Genomic DNA, 18,185 nt, shown 5'->3' on the forward strand with positions numbered 1-18,185 from the left:
CAAGCCGACTTGAGACCGCAACCTGTACTCGTGACCCAATCGAAAACCGTTACCGAAAAGCGGCGCGAGGTGGCACTGCTGGCCACGCTCTTCCTCGGCACCTTCATGGCGCTGCTCGACGTCAGCATCGTCACCATCGCGCTGCCGAGCATGCAGCGCTCGCTCGGCGCGCCCCTGTCCCAGCTGCAATGGATCGTCGACGGTTACGTCATCGCGCTCGCCGCGAGCATGCTCACCGGGGGCGCGCTCGCCGACCGTCACGGCCGCAAGCGCGTGTTCCTGCTCGGGCTCGTCGTGTTCACGCTGGCCTCGGCCGCCTGCGCGTTCGCGGGCGGCGCCGGCTGGCTGATCGCCGCCAGGGTGGTGCAGGGCGCCGCCGCCTCCGTGATCACACCCGGCGCGATGGCGCTGCTGGCGCTCGCCTACCCCGAACCGGCGCGCCGCGCCCGCGTGTTCGGCCTGTGGAGCACCGTCGCGTCGCTCGCGTTCATCGCCGGGCCGCTCGTCGGCGGCCCGCTCACCGAGTACCTCGGCTGGCAGAGCGTGTTCCTGATCAACCTGCCGCTCGGCGCGGTCGCGATCGCGCTCGGCAGGCGGGCGCTGTCCGAGTCCGCCGATCCGGCGCACGCCTCGGTCGATCCGGCGGGCCAGCTCCTCGCGGTCTGCTGGATCGGCGCCCTCAGCTTCGGGTGCATCGAAGCCGGGCACCTCGGCTGGACGGCTCCGGTGGTGCTGACCGCGCTGACCGCGGCGGTGGTGGCGTTCGGCGCCTTCGTCGCGGTCGAGCTGCGCAGGCCACGGCCGATGCTGCCGATCCGGCTGTTCGCCCGTCCCGAGTTCGGCATGGTCAACCTCAGCTCGTTCGCGATCGGCTTCGGCACGTTCGGCAGCTTCTTCCTGCTCTCGCTCTACCTCCAGACCGCGCGCGGCGCGGGCCCGACCGAGGCCGGGCTCCAGTTCCTGCCGTACGTGCTGGCCAGCAGCCTCTCGGCGAACATCACCGGCAGGGTGGTCGCCAGGCACGGGCCCCGCGTGCCCATGCTCACCGGCTGCGCGGCGCTCGCCGCCACCCTGCTGGCACTGACCGCGCTGGGCCCCGGCACGCCGTACTTCGTGGTGGCGATCCTGTTCGCGGTGCTCGGCGCCGCGCTGATGCTCGCGGGCCTGCCGGTCAACACGATGGCCATGCACGTGGTGCCGAAGGAGCGCAGCGGCATGGCCTCGGCCACCGTCAACGCGACGCGGCAGACCGGCACCGCGCTCGGCGTCGCACTGCTGGGCTCGCTGGTGGCCACCGCGCCCGGCTTCACCACCGGCCTGCACCGAGGGCTGGTCGTGGCCGGGGCGGTGACCGCGGTGGTGACGGCCCTCACCGCGGTGACCCTGCGGAAGGCCAGGTGAGCGACCCGGGACTATCCTCGTGCGGGTGGAGATCCTGTTTACGACACTGCTGGTGCTCGCGGGCATCGCCGTCACCTGGTTCGCGGTCTACGTCGTCTACCGGTTGTACTCCGACCAGCGCTGAGCGAACCGATGACGACGAGCGGCGACGAAGCCATCCAGGCCGCGGAGCGACGTGCCGAGAGCACGCGCGAAAAGAACCTGCCCCAGTTCACGGACCTGCCCATTCCGGCGGACACCGCGAACCTCCGCGAGGGCCCGAACCTGAACGAGGCGTGCCTCGCGCTGCTCCCGCTCGTCGGGGTGTGGCGCGGCGAGGGTGAGATCAACTACCCCACGATCGACGGCCCGCGGAAGTTCGCGCAGCAGCTCACCGTCGCCCACGACGGCAGGCCGTTCCTCTACCACGAGGCGCGGTCGTGGCTGCTCGACGACGACGGCAACGTCATCCGGCCCGCCGCGCGCGAGACCGGGTTCTGGCGGCCGCAGGCGGACGACACGATCGAGCTGCTGCTGGCCCATTCCAGCGGCATCATCGAGCTGTTCTACGGCAAGCCGCAAAGCCAGACCTCGTGGGAGCTCGGCACCGACGCCGTGGTCCGCACCGCGACCGCGAAGGACGTGACGGGCGCGCAGCGCCTCTACGGCCTCGTCAACGGCGACCTCGGCTACGTCGAGGAACGCGCGATGGTCGGCGAACCGATGCAGCCGCACGCCTCGGCGCTGCTGCGTCGCGTCGTGGGCTGAGGCCGTTGCGCTGGCGGCGCTGCGGCGAGCACGGCGTGCTGGCCGAGTGCGCCTCCCTCACCGAGGCGATGGCGGTCCGCGCGACGATCGCGGAGGCCGGGTTGCCCGGTGTCACCGAAATCGTCCCCGGCGCGCGCAGCGTGCTGGTCGTAGCGGAACGAAGTGCGCTGGACCCGGTACGGCGGCTCGTCGAAGCCGCCGACCTCCAGCACCCGCCCGAGGGCTCGCCCCGGGAAATCGTGCTCGACGTGCGCTACGACGGCGAGGACCTCGACCTGGTCGCCCGCACCGCCGGGATCGGCGCCGACGACGTGATCCGCCTGCACACCGGAGCCGAGTACACCGTCGCCTTCACCGGTTTCGCGCCCGGTTTCGGCTATCTCACCGGCCTTCCCGAACCGTTGCGGCAACCCCGGCTGGAGACCCCGCGGACCAGGGTGCCGCCGGGTTCGCTCGGGGTCGCGGGCGAGTTCACCGGGGTGTACCCGCGCTCGTCGCCGGGGGGCTGGCGGCTGATCGGCAACGTCGGCACGACCCTGTTCGACCCGAAGGCCACGCGGCCCGCGCTGCTCGCGCCCGGCGACAAAGTGCGGTTCCGGAGCGTGTCGTGAGAGCCGTCGAGATCCTCGCGACCGGGCCGTCCGCGCTGGTGCAGGACCTCGGCAGGCCGGGGAACGCCCACCTCGGCGTGCCGCCGTCCGGCGCACTGGACGCACCGGCGCTGCGGCTGGCGAACCGGCTGGCCGGCAACCCGGAGCAGGCGGCCGGGATCGAGTCGGTGCTGGGCGGCCTGCGGTTGCGCGCGCTCACGTCGTGCACCGCCGCGGTCACCGGCCCGGCGGTCGCGGTCACCGCGGGCGGGCGCGGGCGCGGCACCCACGTGCCCGTCCACCTCGCCGCCGGTGACGTGCTGGAACTGGGCACGCCCGCCACCGGTCTGCGGTGCTACGTGGCGCTTTCCGGCGGGATACTGGCCGAACCGGAGCTGGGCAGCATGGCCACCGACGTGCTGTCCGGGATCGGCCCGCCGCCGCTTTCCGCGGGCGAAACGCTGCGGCTCGGCGACCCCAGCGGCATCCCCGTCGGCGAAGACGCGCTCTCCCCGTCCACCCCACCGTCCACTTTGGACGTCGAACTGCTGCTCGGCCCGCGTGACGACTGGTTCGGCGAACCCGTGTCGCAGCTCGCGCGCGCCTGGACCGTCACGCCGGAGTCGAACCGCGTCGGCGTCCGCCTCGACGGGCCCCCGCTGCGACGTGCCGAGGGCTTCGCCGACGCCGAGCTGCCGAGCGAAGGGATCGTCACCGGCGCGGTGCAGGTGCCGCCGGACGGCCTGCCGGTGGTGTTCCTCGCCGATCACCCGACCACCGGCGGTTATCCGGTGCTCGGCGTGGTGCGCGCGGCGGCACTTCCCTCACTCGCACAGGCGAGGCCGGGAACCTCGGTGCGCTTCCGCCCGTCAAGCACGGTGTGGAGCGAGTAGCGATCAGCGACGGCACCGGCACGATCGACATCCGTGGCGGGAGCCCGTACGGCTGGGCGGTGGAAAGCCTGCTGTACCTCGGCGGCGTGGCGGCGGTGCTGGACAGCACGGCCTACGAGGGGTCGATCGGCAGGCTGGTCGCCCGCGCGCCGAGCCTGCCGGCGCGGCCGGACCTGGTCGCCTCGCTGCGGATCGCGCTGGCGACCGGTCAGCTCCGGCGCCCGCTGAGCGCGACGCTCGCGCCGCTGCTCGGCCTGCTCGCGAACGGCACCTACGAGCTGACCGGCCCGGAAAAGCTGGCCGAGGCGGACCCCTGGTACGTGCTCGCGCCCGAGCCGGACCAGCCGCACTGGCTGTACGAGGAGCGCGACGACCGGTACCTGGTGCCGACCGAGAGCTGGCCGCCCGCCGACACCGACCGCATCGGCTACTACCGGGCCGCGATCCGCACCGGCCACCGCCCGGCCGCGGTGTTGCTGCACGTCGCGAGCGAACGGCGCTACAGTGGCTACCTGCTCGACGGCCACCACAAGATCGCCGCCTACGAAGCGGAAGAGGTGCTGCCGACCGTGGTGCGGATCGCCAGGGTCGACCCGCCCGCGCTCACCGCGGCCGACCTCCGCGAAGGGTTCTCGCCGCCGGCACGGGAAAACAGGGACTTCCGGCGCCTCGTCGCCACCCTGCCGAACCCGGCCTGACCACCCGCCCGGGGTGCCTGCCTGCGCCCTGGCTTGAAAATAAGCAGCTTCGCCGGGCACAGCGAGATCGCCCCTCCAGCGGAGGCGCGCGCCCCTGTTTTCACCCCTGGCAGGACGTCCCCGCCAGGGGACACAGACGACTGAAGGTGTCCCTCGGGGCATGGGCGCGGAGCCTGCCGAGGCAGATGCCCCGAAGGTGACCTTCGGGGCATCATCAGCGCGGGAGCGGAAAGGAGCGGAGAAGGCGCGCGGGAGCGCAGAAAGCTCGTGAGGGTCGCATTCGCGGCGTTGAGGTCCCTGAAGGTGACCTTCAGGGCCTGCGGCCCGAGCAGAGGCCCGGAGTGCCGTTCCGGCGCCCGGAAATGTCGGTGGCGCACGGTAATGTTGACCATGGGGGTCCCCAAGGCGAACGAAGGGGCATTCTCGTGTTGCCGCGAAGGGCGTGCCGTGGTCGGCGTGCCGTGGTCGAGCCGCGGGTGGCCGTGAGTCCGCGCCCTGGCCGCGGACGGCGAAAGGCGTTCCTCCCGGGGAACCGGGCTCAGGCGTATTCGGCCTCGTAGGCCGCCGCCAGCTCCGCGTGCACCTTCGACGAATCCGGCAGCGCGGTCCCGTCCAGCGTGTGCACCCTGGTGACCTTCCGCACCGACGACGCCAGGAACACGCCGTCGGCGTCCAGCAGGTCCGGCACCCGCAGCGACTCCACCTTGACCGACCAGCCCGCCTTCTCGGCCCCGCGGAACAGCCCCGCCTGCGTGGTGCCCGGCAGGATGCCGATGTTCGCGGGCGGCGTGTACAGCGTGCGGTCCTTCGCGACGACGACCGTCGACGTCGGGCCTTCCAGCACCGAGCCATCGCTGGCGGTGAACACGACGTCGCTGGCGCCACGGCGGCCCGCTTCGCGGATGGCGGCCATGTTGATGCCGTACGAGAGCGACTTCGCGCCGAGCAGCAGCCACGGCGCGCGCTCGGCGAGGGCGGGGTCGATCCCGCGGTCGAGGGTGATCGCGGCGACGCCCTCGGCGCGCGCCTTGATCACCTTCTGGTCGATTTCCAGGCCGAGCGCGAACCCGGTCGGCCCGGCTTCCGGATCGCCTTCGACGCCCCTGGTGCAGACCAGCTTGAGGGCGATCTCGTCACCGCCGTCCCAGTTCTCGAGCACCAGCCCGGCCGCGCGCTCCCAGGCCGCCCGGTCCGGCTCCGGCAGGTCCATCTTGGCCGCGGACCTGGCCAGCCGGTCGAGGTGCGGACCGAACTCGCGGGGCTTGCCACCGACGACGAGGATGGTCTCGAAGATGCCGTCACCCCGCAGCAGGCCCAGATCGTCGACGCGGATGTGGGCCGCGTCGGGGTCGGCGAGGGTTCCGTCCAGGAAAGCGAGCACGCGCATGCGAAAAGGGTACCGTCGGCACCATGTCCTACCAGTCGCCCTTGCTCGAAACGCACGGATCGATCGCGCCGCCGGACGGTCACGCCGAACCCGGGGTGCCGTGGCACTGGGGTGACCCGTTCGCCGAGCAACGGACCGCGGCGCGCACCGTCGCCGTGGTCGACCGCTCGCACCGCGAGGTGCTGACGGTCCGCGGCGACGACCGGCTTTCCTGGCTGCACCTGGTGATCTCGCAGCACATGACCGAACTCCCCGACGAGATGGGCACCGAGGCGCTGGTGCTCGACAGCCACGGCCGCATCGACACCCACATGGTGCTGGCGCACGTCGGCGGCACGGTGTGGCTCGACACCGATCCGGGGCCGGTGGCCACCAGCGCGCTGCCGAAGGGCGGCGAAAAGCAGACGCTGCTCGACTACTTCGAAGCGATGAAGTTCTGGTCCAAAGTAGACATCGCGCGCAGCGAGCACGCCGTGCTCACGGTACTGGGCCCCGAAGCCGACGCGCTGCTCACGAAACTGGACATCCAGCTCGGCACCGAGCCGTACGCGGTCGCCGCGATCCCCGGCGGGGTCGCCAGGCGCATGCCGTGGCCGGGACGGTCCAGTGTGGACTTGCTCGTGCCGAGGGCGGAGCTGGCGGACTGGTGGCAGCGCGTCACCGATGCGGGCGCGCGCCCCGCGGGCACCTGGGCCTTCGACGCCCTGCGCGTGGAGTCGCTCCGGCCGCGGCTCGGCGTCGACACCGACGAGCGCGCGATCCCGCACGAGGTCAACTGGATCGGCTCCGCCGCGCACGTGGCGAAGGGCTGCTACCGCGGCCAGGAGACCGTGGCGAAGGTGCACAACGTGGGCCGCCCGCCCCGGCAGATGGTGCTCCTGCACCTCGACGGGTCACCCGAGATCGCGCCGGAGCCCGGCGAACCGGTGCGGCTCGGCGAGCGCGTGGTCGGCCGCGTCGGCAGCGTCGCCCAGCACCACGAACTCGGACCGGTGGCGCTCGCACTGGTCAAACGGTCCGTCCCGGTGGACGCCGAACTCCTCGCGGGCGAGGAGGACCACGTGGTCCAAGCGGCCATCGACCCGGACTCGATGCCGGCCGAGCACGCCGCCCCCGGGCGCGAAGCCGCCCAGCGGCTGCGCGGCTGAAGCTGGCGTGCGACGGTGACTTACGTAAGGATGTCCGCGTGATCGAAGTCCGGCCCGGTGGGCGCCGACGTATCGACCGGGTACTCGACGGGGAATACGTGCGCGGGCTCGGCGGGCTGACGCTGACCGTGCTGCGCGAGCGTCGAGACGAAGCGGCGCAGGAGGAAACCGACCTTTCCTACCTGCGCAGGCTCCTGCACGCCCGGATCGACATCGTGCGCGCCGAGCAGCAGCGCCGCAGCTCGGGCGGGGAGAGCATCGTCGACCGGCTCGCCAGCATCCTGTCCGATTCCGCGCTCGGCAGCTCCGGCCGCCACCAGCAGCTCGAACCGTCACGCGCGGGCGAGCACCGCCGCCAGGCCGAAGCGCTCGTCGGGAACTCGGACCTCACCGACGTCGGCGCGCTGACCGGGGAAAAGCTCGCCGAGACGTTGCGCACCTACACCGACGAAGAGATGTCGGTGTCGACGCGGCGGCGCGAGGTGCAGGCCGTCGTCGACACGATCAACGCGGAGATCGCGGCGCGCTACGCCGAGGGGAAGGCCTCGGTGGACGAACTGCTGGACACCGAGCGGGGGCGGAAGGCCGCCGAGTGACCAACCCGGTGCTCGTGGAGGTCACCCGCTCGGGCTTCGTCGAAAGCGTGCACCGCGGCGCGGTCGTGGTACTGGACCCGGACGGCCGCCCGATCTTGTCGGCCGGTGACGTGACGAGCCCGATCTACCCGCGTTCGTCGAGCAAGCCGCTGCAGGCGCTGGCGATGCTGCGGCACGGCCTCGGCCTCGACGGCGAGGGCCTGGCGCTGGCCTGCGCGTCGCACAGCGGCGAACCGCGGCACGTGCGCGGAGTGCTGAGCCTGCTGGAGCGGTACGGGCTCGGCGAAGACGACCTGCGCTGCCCCAAGGCCCTCCCGAGGCACCAGCCGAGCATGCTTGCCGCACCGTCGCCGCGGCGCGTGGCGATGAACTGCTCCGGCAAGCACACGGCGATGCTCGTGACCTGCGTCGAAGCTGGCTGGGACCGGCCAGGCTACCTCGATCCGGAGCACGAGCTGCAGCGCGCGATCAAGGCCACGCTCGGCGAGGCGACCGGCGAGCCGATCGGGCGCACCGGCGTCGACGGCTGCGGCGCGCCGCTGTTCGCCTACTCGCTGACCGGGCTGGCGCGGGCGTTCGGACGGCTGGTCACCGGTGACGCCCAGTGCACCCGGATCGCCGGCACCATGCGCGCGCACCCGTGGCTCGTCGCGGGCACCGGCCGGGAGGACACCGCGCTCATGCGCGGCGTCGGCGGGCTGCTCTCCAAGGAAGGCGCCGAGGGCGTGCACGCGGTCGCACTGGCCGACGGCACCTCGATCGCGCTCAAGATCGACGACGGTGCCGCGCGCGCCAGGATGCCGGTGATCGTCGCCGTGCTCGACCGGCTCGGCGCGCTGCCATCGGATCCGGCCGCCGCGGCCGTGCTCACCGGCCTCGCCCGCGGCCCCGTTCTCGGCGGCGGCCTGCCGGTGGGCGAGTTCCGCGTCCCCGGCGCGCTCCTCGGCTGATCCGGCCCTGGTCAGTTGTGGTGTTCCTGGCTCGCCAGGGTCGACCAGTACTCGCGGAGCTTGCCGAACAGGCCACCGAGCCGCTCCACGTTTCCGGTGCGCAGCGCGTCGAGGATGTCGTGCACGTCTTCGGCGGAGTGGTCCGAGGTGAGCGTCTCGTCGTCGAGGAGCTGCACGAGGCCGCCGTAGTCGAGTTCGATCACGGCGTCGTCGTCGAAGTTGTCCAGCCACTGGCCGGTCTCGGCGAGGATCCGCGCCGGGCCGGACTCGCCGAGGGTGTTCTCCACCAGGTCCTGCGCCTCGGCGACCCGGATCACCGCGTCCGACATGGCGACCCGCCACGACAGCTCGCGCGCCGGGTCCTGCCTGCCCGTGCCCAGTACCAGCTTGCGCTCCTCGGGTTCGACGATCGCGAACCACGGAAGCGGCACCGTCCAGGTCGTCGACAGCACGTGGACGGCGGGCCGGAGCAGCTCGCCGAGCGCCGAGGTGGTGCGGCTGCGCACCGTCTCGGCGGTCACGCCGCCCGCCGAGAGGATCGAGGCGCGCAGCGTGGGGTGAGCGTCGCCGAGGAAGTTCACGAGCGCGGCGGCCGACCTCGCCCGCAGCTCCAGCGGGCACACGTACGGCTCGCTCGCCGCGCCGCCGCTGGGCACGTCGGCCGGGTCGAGCACCAGCACGTCGGTGCGGGTGCTCGGCGCGGCCTTGCCGTCGGCCAGCTCGGCCGGGAGCAGGCGCACCGGTGCCGCGGTTTGTGATTTGAGCCACATCTGTTGTTCGCGCTCGCCGACGGTCCCCCTGGTCAGGTTGGCCGCCTTGACCGCGTCGAGCAGCGGCCTGCCGGGGGGTTCACCGAAGGCCGACAGCGGTTCGTAGACCCGCAAGTACGCCACGAAGGGACGGAGCACCCCTGAATCGTGGCACGGAGACCCGGCCGGAACACCACCGACCGGCGCAACGACCGTCACGGACCGTCGCGATGCGAACCGGGGCCGCGCTCGATCCAGCGTCCGGAGAGGACTGTCACGACCGGCACACGGTGCCACGTCGCACGGGACCCCTGCGACACGGTACGGTGTGCACAGGAAATAATTGTCGAGACGATGCGGGGCCGCCGTTTTCCCCCGGCCGCCCCGCCCCTGTGCGAGGGGGTCGAGCCATGGGGCGCGGCCGGGCTAAGGCCAAGCAGACGAAAGTGGCGCGAGAGCTCAAGTACAGCACTCACGACACGGATTTCGATGCTTTGCAGCGCGAGCTGTCCAGTAGTTCCTCTGACGACAGGCACGAGGACGACAAGCGGTATGACGAGGACCCGTACGACGGGTACGACGAATACCGCCGCTGAGGCGAGTTGACCACGAGGGTGGGAACCGGGCACCACGCCCGGACCCACCCTCGTGTCTCGCCCTGTCCTTCTTTCGTCATGACCAAGTAGGGAGCCAGCGATGCCGGGTATCGAACGGGTGGGCGTCGTCGGTGCCGGGCTGATGGGCTCCGGTATCGCCGAGGTGCACGCCAAGGCCGGACTGGACGTCACGGTCACCGAGGTGAGCCAGCCGGCGCTCGACGCCGGCCGCGCACGCATCGAGAAGTCGCTGCAACGCGGCGTGAAGCACAACAAGATCAGCGAGGCCGACGCCTCCGCCGCGCTCGCCAGGCTCACCTTCACCACCGATCTCGAATCCTTCGCCGACCGCGATCTCGTGGTCGAGGCGATCCTCGAGCAGGAGCAGGCCAAGCTCGACGTGTTCGCCAGGCTCGACAAGATCGTCACCAGCGAGCACGCGATCTTCGCGTCGAACACCTCGTCGATCCCGATCATGAAGCTCGGCATGGCCACCCAGCGGCCGGCGCAGGTCGTGGGCATCCACTTCTTCAACCCGGTGCCGGTGCTGCCGCTCGTCGAACTGGTGCCCTCGCTGCTGACCGGCGAGGAGACCATCGCCCGCGCCGACGCGCACGCCACCGGGACGCTGCACAAGACCGTGATCCGCTCGCAGGACCGCGCGGGCTTCATCGTGAACTCGCTGCTGGTGCCGTACCTGCTTTCCGCGATCCGGATGATCGAGTCCGGGTTCGCCTCGGCCGAGGACATCGACCGCGGCATGGAACTGGGCACCGCGCACCCGATGGGCCCGCTGCGCCTGTCCGACCTGATCGGCCTCGACACCGTGAAGGCCATCGCCGACTCGATGTACACCGAGTTCAAGGAGCCCCTGTACTCCTCGCCCCCGCTCCTGCTCCGCATGGTCGACGCCGGCCTGCTGGGCAAGAAGTCGGGTCGCGGCTTCTACTCGTATTGACATCGGTCGTCAAAATCCGCGACCCGGCTTGAACGCGAGTCGCGCTCAGGAGCAGGCGGGCGTGTTGGGTCACCCGTGTTCGGGTGAGGCAGGATGGGGCGCCATGGATGAGCCACTTCGTGTCGGCCTCGTGGGCGCCGGTCCCTGGGCGACCTCGACCCATGCGCCCGGTCTGGCCGATCACCCCGGTACGACGCTGACCACGGTCTGGGCTCGCCGAGAGGAAGCCGCGCGACCGCTCGCCGAGCAGTACGGCGCGAGCGTGGCGGCCGGTTTCGGCGAACTGCTGGACCAGGTCGACGCGGTGGCGTTCGCGGTGCCGCCGTCGGTGCAGGCCGAGCTGGGCGTGCTCGCCGCCGAACGGGGCAAGCACCTGATCCTGGAGAAGCCGATCGCGCCGGACCTCGCCGCGGCCACGCGGCTCGCGGACGCGGTCGACGGCGCCGGGGTGGCCGCGCTCGTGCTGCTCACGCTCCGCTACACGATGGCCGCCCAGGAGTGGCTGGCCGGGCTGGCCACCGCGGGCGGCTGGCGGGGCGGCGCGGCGCGCTGGCTCTCCGGTGCCCTGCTCGGCGACACCTACGGCGGCTCGTCGTGGCGCCACCAGGACGGCGCGCTGGCCGACGTCGGGCCGCACGCGCTGGACTTCCTCGACGCCGCGCTCGGCCCGATCGACCGCGTGCTGGCCGCTAACCGCACTCCGGAGGACCTCTGGCACCTGATGCTCGAGCACGACGGCGGCGCGGTCAGCACGGCGACGCTCACGCTCAACCTCCCCGTGCAGCCGACCGTCGTCGAGGTCGCCGTGTACGGGGAGCACGGGTACCGGTCGCTCGGCCGCAAACCGGGCACGCGCGAGGAGTCCTACACCGCGTTGCTCGACGACTTCGCCGCGATGATCGCGAGCGGCACCACCGGGCACCCGTGCGACGTGCACCGCGGCGTGCACCTGCAGCGCCTCCTCGACGAAGCCCGCGCGCTGGCCCGCTGACCGCGCCGACGACCGCGCAAGAATCCACTGTGGACACCGGCCGCCCGGTGACCACGGGCTGGCGGACCGCGAACCTCGTCCAACGGACGATGCGCGACCACTCGGACGGGTTATCCGCCACCGCATGCGCCATCGAACCGGGCACCGAGGTTCGCCTGCGCTACGACGGTTTCGGGCGGATGAAACCGCAATACCACTGGTGCGACTGACAAAAACCCGCGACACGCGAAACACAGCCAAGATCACCGAAAAGGTACCGCCGCTGACCGCGCCGATTCCGGCGCGCGATGCGAGGGTGATCTTCGGGAGTCGTGTTTTCCGGGGAGGCACCACCATGGATGCTCTGCTGCGCGGATTCGGGGTGATGATCCCGATTTCGCTGACAGCACTGCCACTCGCCATGTTCGCGTGGCCGTTCGTCACCATGCTGCGCAGGCGAAGACATCCCTTGCGCACAGCCAGCCTGACCGCGGCCGCGGACGTGGTGATCGCGCTGGCCGCCGGGCTGGCGCTCGCACTGGTGACGGTGCCCGTCGGGGATTCGCGGCGCAGCGTGCTTCACCTCGTCCCCGGCGCCGACATCCGCGACGCCCTCGGCGGCGGTTCGCTGTGGCAGGTCGCCGGGAACGTGCTGCTGCTCGCACCGATCGGGTTACTGCTCCCGTTGCGCCTGGGACGGGCGCGGTCGCTGCCGCTGGTCGCGGGCTGCGCGCTCCTGCTTTCCGTGCTGGTCGAGTCGCTGCAGTTCCTGATCCACGCCGGTCGCGTGACCTCCGCCGACGACGTGCTGCTCAACACCATCGGGGCGGCGGCGGGCGCGGCCACCAGCAGACCGTGGTGGCGGCCGAGGGCGCGGCACGCCGCCGCGGCCATCCCGCTGCCGCGGCGGCCGATGCCGTCGGCGGTCCCTTGCCCGCCGGTCCGGCCCGTGAGAAGCTGTGCGCGGCCGATCTGGCCACCCACTTCGAGCACGAGGAACGTCCTATGGCTGCCGCCCGCACCGGCGCGGCCCGGTAGTACCGGCTCCGCCGTACGCCGCACCACCACGTACGTACTTTCCTCGTCCGGTGCTCGAAAGGTTTCCGCACACCGTGTCCTTCCCCCAGGCAGCCCTGCAGTCGTCCCTTCGCCGCGCCGCGGCGGCGGGCCGTGACACCGAGCGGATCGGCCCGTTCCTGGCCACCTTCTCACCGCATTCGAACCACCACACGCACAACTACGCGGTGCCCGACGACGGCGCCGTGCCGACACCGTCCGATGTGGACGAACTCACCGCCGCGTACCGGCGGCGGGATCTGCTGCCACGGCTCGAATACCTCACCGCGACGGCCCCGGCAGCGGAAGCCGTGCTCGCCGCGGGCGGGTACTCGGTGGAGCGGCGGATCCCGCTGATGGCCTGCGCCGAGGCGGATGCCGTGCCACCGCGCGCCATCGACGGCATCGCCCTGCGGGTGCCCGGCACCGACGCCGAGTTCGGACAGATGTACGCCGCGCAGAACGAAGCGTTCGGCGGTGCGCGGGAAGCCACCTCCGACGACATCGTCCGGTTGCGGAAACTCTTGGCGGACGGGGGTTTCGCGATACTCGCCGCCGACCGCGAGACCGGCGAGATCGTCGGCGGCGGGCAGGCGAGCGTCCCCGGCGACGGGATGACCGAACTGCTCGGGCTCGCCGTGCGCGAACCGTACCGGCGGCGCGGCATCTGCGTGGCGATGACCGCGGCCCTCACCCGGTTCGCGCTCGACGCCGGTGCGCACACCCCGTTCCTCACGCCGTTCGGGGAACGGGAAGGCCGCATCTACGCCAAGGCCGGCTACCGGCAGCACACCGAAATGCTGCACCTGATCCGCGAAAGCTGACACGGCGCTCACGCTGCCCCAGCGGAAGTTCCGCATGCCCCGAAGGTGACCTTCCGGGCATGCGATGCCGTGAAGGGGCCCTTCAGGGCATGGGCGTCATCGTGTCGTATGCCGCGAGGGGCGAGATCGCGGCGTCAGATTCCCCCAAAGCCACCCTCAGCGCACCTACTAGGATTTCACCCCTCGCGCCCCTTGCCCACGTCCGCGCTCATACCCCGAAAAGGGGCTTCATAGGCGCGAACGCCACGAATGCGGCCTCCGCGGACCCGCTCCGCTCACGCCCCGAAGGCGCCCTTCAGTCATCTGTGTCCCCTCACGGGGACGTCCTGCCAGGGGCGAAAATACGGGCGCGCGCCTCCGCTGGAGGCGCGATCCTGCTGTGCCCGGCGAATCTGCTTGTTTGCGAGCCAGAGCATCAGCATCACCAAGCCGCGAGGGGCGAGATCGCGGCGTCAGATTCCCCCAAAGCCACCCTCGGGTCATGAACAGCCCGGCCGCGCACCCGCGAAAGTGGCGTCAGAGTCCCTGGACCAGCGAACCGGGCCGGAGGCCCTAGTCGTCGGAGGCGGTGCGGCGGGAGCGTTTCACGTCGCCGCGCCGTTTCTTCGCGGCGATCCGGCGTTCCTTCGAGCCGCGCGTCGGCTTGGTGGCGCGACGCGGCGGTGGCGGCGGGGCGATCGCGTCGCGCAGGGTGTTGACCAGGCGCGCCCGCGCCGCTTCCCGGTTCATCAGCTGCGCGCGGTGCTCGCTGGCGACGATCGTCAGCACGCCGTCCACCAGCCTGCCCTCGAGCCGTTCGAGGAGCCGGGCTCGCAGCCGGTCCGGCACGGACGGCGAGTTCGCCACGTCGAACGACAGCTCGACGCGCGAATCCGTGGTGTTCACCCCTTGCCCGCCGGGACCGGACGACCGCGAAAACCGCTCGCGCAACTCGCCGTCCGGCACCCGGAACGACGAGCTCACCACCAGATCGTCCATCGGCTAACGCATCAGAAGCGGGGGTGGTCGCCGGAGAGCGTGGCGCGGGGGCCGTCGACGTCGTCGGCGGGCCGCACATCACCGAGCACCCAGGCGGGCACGTGGCGCGCGGTCAGCACGGCGAGCGCGCGGTCGACGTCCTCCGGCCCGACCACCGCGACCATGCCGACGCCCAGGTTGAACGTCTTCTCCATCTCGGCGCGCTCGACCTTGCCGCGCTGCGCGATCAGGGCGAACACCGGCGCCGGCGTCCAGCTTCCCCGTTCGAGCGCGGCGGTCAGCCCGCGCGGCATCACCCTGGCGAGGTTCGCCGCCAGCCCACCGCCGGTGATGTGCGCGAACGTGCGCACCTCGGCCTCGGCGGCGAGCGCGAGGCAGTCCTTCGCGTAGATCTTGGTCGGTTCGAGCAGTTCCTCGCCGAGCGTGCGGCCGAACTCCTCGACGTGCCCGCCCAGCGGCATCCTGGCGATCTCCAGCAGCACGTGCCTCGCCAGCGAGTAGCCGTTGGAGTGCAGTCCCGACGAGCCGAACCCGATCACCACGTCACCGGGGCGCACGCGTTCCGGCGAGAGCAGGTCCGCCGCCTCGACGACGCCGACCCCGGTGGCCGACACGTCGTAGTCGTGCTCGCCCATCATCCCGGGGTGCTCGGCCGTCTCGCCGCCGAGCAGCGCGCAGCCGGCCTGGACGCAGCCCTCGGCGATCCCGCCGACGATCGACGCGATCTTCTCCGGGTGCACCTTGCCGACCGCGATGTAGTCCTGCAGGAACAGCGGCTCGGCGCCGGTGACCACGAGATCGTCGACCACCATCGCGACCAGGTCGATGCCGATCGTGTCGTGCTTGTCGAGTGCCTGCGCGACCGCGATCTTGGTGCCGACGCCGTCGGTCGACGAGGCGAGCACCGGCTCCTTCCAGCGGTCGAGCTTCAGCGAGAAGAGCCCGGCGAACCCGCCGACCCCACCGAGCACCTCGGGCCTGCTCGCCCGCTGTGCGTGCGGTTTGAGCAGCTCGACGGCTTGGTCACCGGCGTCGATGCTGACCCCGGCGGCGGCGTAGGTGGCGCTCGTGGACTCGCTCACGGCAAGCGCACTCCATCCTGGAAGTTCGAAGGGTTGAGCGGAAGATGCTACGGACGCCGGACGGCGTCTTCGGCACCGTACCCGGCGGGAGTGACCGGCTGGCCCGCCCCGTCGGCCGCCTCCAGGCTCTCCAGCAGGTGCTTTCCGATGAGGGCGTCCTCCGGCAGCGCGATCGGGTACTCACCGCTGAAGCACGCCGTGCACAGCCTCGTGCGCGGCTGCTCCGAGGCGGCGACCAGGCCGTCCAGCGAGACGTACCCGAGCGAGTCGGCCCCGATGGACCGGCGGATCCCGTCCGCGTCCACCCCGTTCGCGACCAGTTCGGCGCGCGAGGCGAAGTCGATGCCGTAGAAGCACGGCCAGCGCACCGGCGGCGACGCGATCCGCACGTGCACCTCCAGCGCGCCCGCCTCGCGAAGCATCCGCACGAGCGCGCGCTGGGTGTTGCCGCGCACGATCGAGTCGTCCACCACGACGAGGCGCTTGCCGCGGATGACCTCGCGCAGCGGGTTGAGCTTGAGCCGGATGCCGAGCTGGCGGATGGTCTGCGACGGCTGGATGAACGTGCGCCCCACGTAGGCGTTCTTCACCAGGCCGGAGCCGTACGGGATGCCGGAGCCCTGCGCGTACCCGATGGCCGCGGGCGTGCCGGATTCCGGCACCGGGATCACCAGGTCGCCGTCGGCGGGGTGCTCGATGGCCAGCCGCCTGCCGATGTCGACGCGGGTGGCGTGCACGCTGCGCCCGGCGATCGTGGTGTCGGGCCGCGCGAGGTAGACGTACTCGAACACGCAGCCCTTCGGCTCCGGGTTCGCGAACCGCGAGGACCGCAGGCCCTCCGCGTCGATCGCGATCAGCTCGCCCGGCTCGACCTCGCGGACGAACGAGGCGCCGACGATGTCGAGCGCGGCGGTTTCGCTCGCGACCACCCAGCCGCGTTCGAGCCTGCCCAGCACGAGCGGGTGCACGCCGTGCGGGTCGCGCGCCGCGTACAGCGTGGACTCGTCGGCGAAGACGAGGCAAAAGGCGCCGCGCAGGGTCGGCAGCAGGTCGAGCGCGGCGGCCTCGATGCCCTTGTCCGCCGCGTTCGCCGCGAGCAGGCCGCAGATGAGGTCCGAGTCGCTCGACGAACCGGTGAGCCCGAGATGCGGCTTGAGCCCGGCTTCGAGCGTGCGCTGGCGCAGTTCGGCGGTGTTGACCAGGTTCCCGTTGTGCGCGAAGGAAAGCCCGCTGCCGGTCTCGGTGGTGCGGAAGATCGGCTGCGCGTTCTCCCAGATGGTGGAGCCGGTGGTCGAGTAGCGGCAGTGGCCGACCGCGATGTGCCCCTGGAGCGACTGCAGGATCTGCTCGTCGAACACCTGGCTGACGAGCCCGAGGTCCTTGAACACGACGATCTGCGAGCCATCGGACACCGAGATGCCCGCGGCCTCCTGCCCGCGGTGCTGAAGCGCGTACAGGCCGTAGTAGGTCAGCTTCGCGACTTCTTCGCCCGGAGCCCAGACGCCGAAGACACCGCACTCCTCGCGGGGCTCGGGGTCGGGCTGGTCGGTGAGGGCAGGTCCAGTGGGTGACTGGTCGGAAAGCACCGAAGAGCTCCTGAGAACGAGGGCTGGCTGCGCCACCAGTGTAAACGGTGACGGTGTGGATCAGGCCCCGTACGCAGTGGCTCTGACCACTCCGTACGGGGCCTACCCCTCAGCATTCAGGACGCCTGAAGCCATTTCGCGCGACCGGGAGAACCCGGGACCCAGCAGCCGGTGACCGGCGCGTCGCTGTCCGCGTCGTAGTCCACGCCGGGGACGTGGTCCTCCGGGAGCGACAGCACCTGCTCCAGGACCGCCTGCACGGACCCGGTCGCCTTCCACAGCACCGTCGTCGGCTCGAGGATGTCCTCACCGGCGGGGATGCGGGTGGCGAGCACCTCGTTCTCGGCGTGCAACCGCACCACGTCGACCACGCCGTCGTGCACCCGGACACCGACGACGGCGAGCACTTCGCCGTTCGCGTCACGGGGGTGCACGAACTGGTAACCGCGTTCGATCAGGTGCTGCAGCCCGGTTTCCAGATCGACTATTTCCGGGCTCGGCACCGGCGCGGGAAAAGCGCTGCGCGGGAAAACGGTACTACTGGAGGACATAGTCGAATTCACCGTCCTTGGCGCCACCGAGGAACGCCTCCATCTCGGCGCGGGTGTAAACCAGCGCGGGCCCTTCCGGGAAACGCGAGTTCCGCACCGCGATCTCTCCGGAGTCCAGTGTCGCCACCTCGACGCAGTTGCCGAGTGCGCCGCTGCGCCTGCTCTTGCGCCAGGTGACCCCGGCGAGCAACTCGGACGACATGCCGTTCGTGAACCGTTCCGCCATGATCCCCACCTTTCCCGACGTGATACCCGGGGGATGCATCTGCACGTGCATTTGCCTGTGATCGAAAAGGTAGCACGCGTACCTGCAGGCGTAAATGCACGTGCACCAAGAATCCGAAAACTTCTCGCACAGTGAGGAATCGCTTGATCGACAATCCACGTACGAGTGAATGCCGGAGAATTCGCGCCGACGAAGACTA

At 71.3% G+C, this 18,185-nt stretch carries 21 protein-coding genes; 14 read left to right on the forward strand and 7 right to left on the reverse strand.

The genetic code is table 11. From position 1 onward, the window contains the following. Positions 1–30: 30 nt before the first annotated feature. The 5 genes from ABD256_RS36255 (at position 31) to ABD256_RS36275 (ending at position 4,329) form a co-directional block, all read left to right on the forward strand. The gene (locus ABD256_RS36255; protein ID WP_344429491.1) at positions 31–1,401 is read left to right on the forward strand and encodes a DHA2 family efflux MFS transporter permease subunit; all 1,371 of its coding nucleotides are present in this window, start codon (positions 31–33) and stop codon (positions 1,399–1,401) included. Positions 1,402–1,533: 132 nt separating this feature from the next. Beyond that, positions 1,534–2,148, forward strand: coding sequence for a heme-binding beta-barrel domain-containing protein (locus tag ABD256_RS36260; RefSeq protein ID WP_344429493.1), 615 nt, complete (start codon positions 1,534–1,536; stop codon positions 2,146–2,148). A 5-nt stretch (positions 2,149–2,153) separates the two neighbouring features. Then, complete coding sequence (locus ABD256_RS36265) at positions 2,154–2,759, forward strand: 5-oxoprolinase subunit B family protein (protein WP_344429495.1); 606 nt, start codon at positions 2,154–2,156, stop codon at positions 2,757–2,759. Next, complete coding sequence (locus ABD256_RS36270; protein WP_344429497.1) at positions 2,756–3,631, forward strand: 5-oxoprolinase subunit C family protein; 876 nt, start codon at positions 2,756–2,758, stop codon at positions 3,629–3,631. The genes ABD256_RS36265 and ABD256_RS36270 overlap by 4 nt, the downstream gene beginning before the upstream one ends. After that, on the forward strand, positions 3,619–4,329 hold the full coding sequence (locus ABD256_RS36275; RefSeq protein WP_344429499.1) for a hypothetical protein: 711 nt from the start codon (positions 3,619–3,621) through the stop codon (positions 4,327–4,329). Before ABD256_RS36270 ends, ABD256_RS36275 begins: the two co-directional genes overlap by 13 nt. A 538-nt stretch (positions 4,330–4,867) precedes the next feature. Here ABD256_RS36275 and ABD256_RS36280 read toward each other — a convergent pair. Further along, a complete protein-coding gene (locus tag ABD256_RS36280; RefSeq protein ID WP_344429501.1) occupies positions 4,868–5,716 on the reverse strand; it encodes an aminodeoxychorismate lyase in 849 nt (282 codons plus the stop codon). 23 nt (positions 5,717–5,739) lie between these two features. Between ABD256_RS36280 and ygfZ the strand changes: the two genes are divergently transcribed. From ygfZ to ABD256_RS36295, 3 genes are read left to right on the forward strand one after another with little or no spacing between them, the layout of a single operon-like run. Continuing rightward, complete coding sequence (ygfZ, locus tag ABD256_RS36285) at positions 5,740–6,864, forward strand: CAF17-like 4Fe-4S cluster assembly/insertion protein YgfZ (RefSeq protein ID WP_344429503.1); 1,125 nt, start codon at positions 5,740–5,742, stop codon at positions 6,862–6,864. 38 nt (positions 6,865–6,902) lie between these two features. Then, positions 6,903–7,460 (forward strand): RsiG family protein, encoded by a 558-nt coding sequence (locus ABD256_RS36290; RefSeq protein ID WP_344429505.1) that lies wholly within the window; start codon positions 6,903–6,905, stop codon positions 7,458–7,460. After that, the gene (locus tag ABD256_RS36295; RefSeq protein ID WP_344429507.1) at positions 7,457–8,410 is read left to right on the forward strand and encodes an asparaginase; all 954 of its coding nucleotides are present in this window, start codon (positions 7,457–7,459) and stop codon (positions 8,408–8,410) included. Before ABD256_RS36290 ends, ABD256_RS36295 begins: the two co-directional genes overlap by 4 nt. Positions 8,411–8,421: 11 nt before the next feature. On the opposite strand, the gene ABD256_RS36300 is transcribed toward ABD256_RS36295, so the two are convergent. Beyond that, entirely contained in the window at positions 8,422–9,318 is an 897-nt protein-coding gene (locus ABD256_RS36300; RefSeq protein ID WP_344429509.1) for a DUF8083 family protein, read from the reverse strand. Between the two features lie 251 nt (positions 9,319–9,569). On the opposite strand from ABD256_RS36300, the gene ABD256_RS36305 reads away from it, so the two are divergent. From ABD256_RS36305 to ABD256_RS36330, 6 genes are all read left to right on the forward strand, one after another. Then, positions 9,570–9,755 (forward strand): DUF3073 domain-containing protein, encoded by a 186-nt coding sequence (locus ABD256_RS36305; protein ID WP_215549020.1) that lies wholly within the window; start codon positions 9,570–9,572, stop codon positions 9,753–9,755. Between the two features lie 100 nt (positions 9,756–9,855). Next, positions 9,856–10,713, forward strand: coding sequence for a 3-hydroxybutyryl-CoA dehydrogenase (locus ABD256_RS36310; protein ID WP_344429514.1), 858 nt, complete (start codon positions 9,856–9,858; stop codon positions 10,711–10,713). A gap of 103 nt (positions 10,714–10,816) precedes the next feature. Further along, a complete protein-coding gene (locus tag ABD256_RS36315; RefSeq protein WP_344429516.1) occupies positions 10,817–11,704 on the forward strand; it encodes a Gfo/Idh/MocA family protein in 888 nt (295 codons plus the stop codon). A 29-nt stretch (positions 11,705–11,733) separates the two neighbouring features. Then, positions 11,734–11,913, forward strand: a complete 180-nt coding sequence (locus ABD256_RS36320; protein WP_344429518.1) for a hypothetical protein — start codon at positions 11,734–11,736, stop codon at positions 11,911–11,913. Between the two features lie 125 nt (positions 11,914–12,038). After that, complete coding sequence (locus ABD256_RS36325; RefSeq protein WP_344429520.1) at positions 12,039–12,857, forward strand: VanZ family protein; 819 nt, start codon at positions 12,039–12,041, stop codon at positions 12,855–12,857. Next, positions 12,796–13,563 (forward strand): GNAT family N-acetyltransferase, encoded by a 768-nt coding sequence (locus ABD256_RS36330; protein WP_344429522.1) that lies wholly within the window; start codon positions 12,796–12,798, stop codon positions 13,561–13,563. Before ABD256_RS36325 ends, ABD256_RS36330 begins: the two co-directional genes overlap by 62 nt. 552 nt (positions 13,564–14,115) lie before the next feature. Here the strand turns inward: ABD256_RS36330 and arfB are convergent. From arfB to ABD256_RS36355, 5 genes are all read right to left on the reverse strand, one after another. After that, entirely contained in the window at positions 14,116–14,541 is a 426-nt protein-coding gene (arfB, locus tag ABD256_RS36335) for an alternative ribosome rescue aminoacyl-tRNA hydrolase ArfB (RefSeq protein WP_344429523.1), read from the reverse strand. Positions 14,542–14,552: 11 nt separating this feature from the next. After that, positions 14,553–15,623 (reverse strand): phosphoribosylformylglycinamidine cyclo-ligase, encoded by a 1,071-nt coding sequence (gene purM, locus ABD256_RS36340; RefSeq protein ID WP_344429525.1) that lies wholly within the window; start codon positions 15,621–15,623, stop codon positions 14,553–14,555. Between the two features lie 47 nt (positions 15,624–15,670). Beyond that, positions 15,671–17,209 (reverse strand): amidophosphoribosyltransferase, encoded by a 1,539-nt coding sequence (gene purF, locus ABD256_RS36345; RefSeq protein ID WP_344429527.1) that lies wholly within the window; start codon positions 17,207–17,209, stop codon positions 15,671–15,673. 116 nt (positions 17,210–17,325) lie between these two features. Next, entirely contained in the window at positions 17,326–17,760 is a 435-nt protein-coding gene (locus ABD256_RS36350; protein ID WP_344429529.1) for a hypothetical protein, read from the reverse strand. Next, positions 17,747–17,986: a DUF397 domain-containing protein gene (locus ABD256_RS36355; protein WP_344429531.1), complete on the reverse strand. Its 240-nt coding sequence runs from the start codon at positions 17,984–17,986 to the stop codon at positions 17,747–17,749. The genes ABD256_RS36350 and ABD256_RS36355 overlap by 14 nt, the downstream gene beginning before the upstream one ends. Between the last annotated feature and the right edge of the window lie 199 nt (positions 17,987–18,185).

It is taken from the genome of Amycolatopsis minnesotensis, from assembly GCF_039529815.1.
Lineage (GTDB): Bacteria > Actinomycetota > Actinomycetes > Mycobacteriales > Pseudonocardiaceae > Amycolatopsis > Amycolatopsis minnesotensis.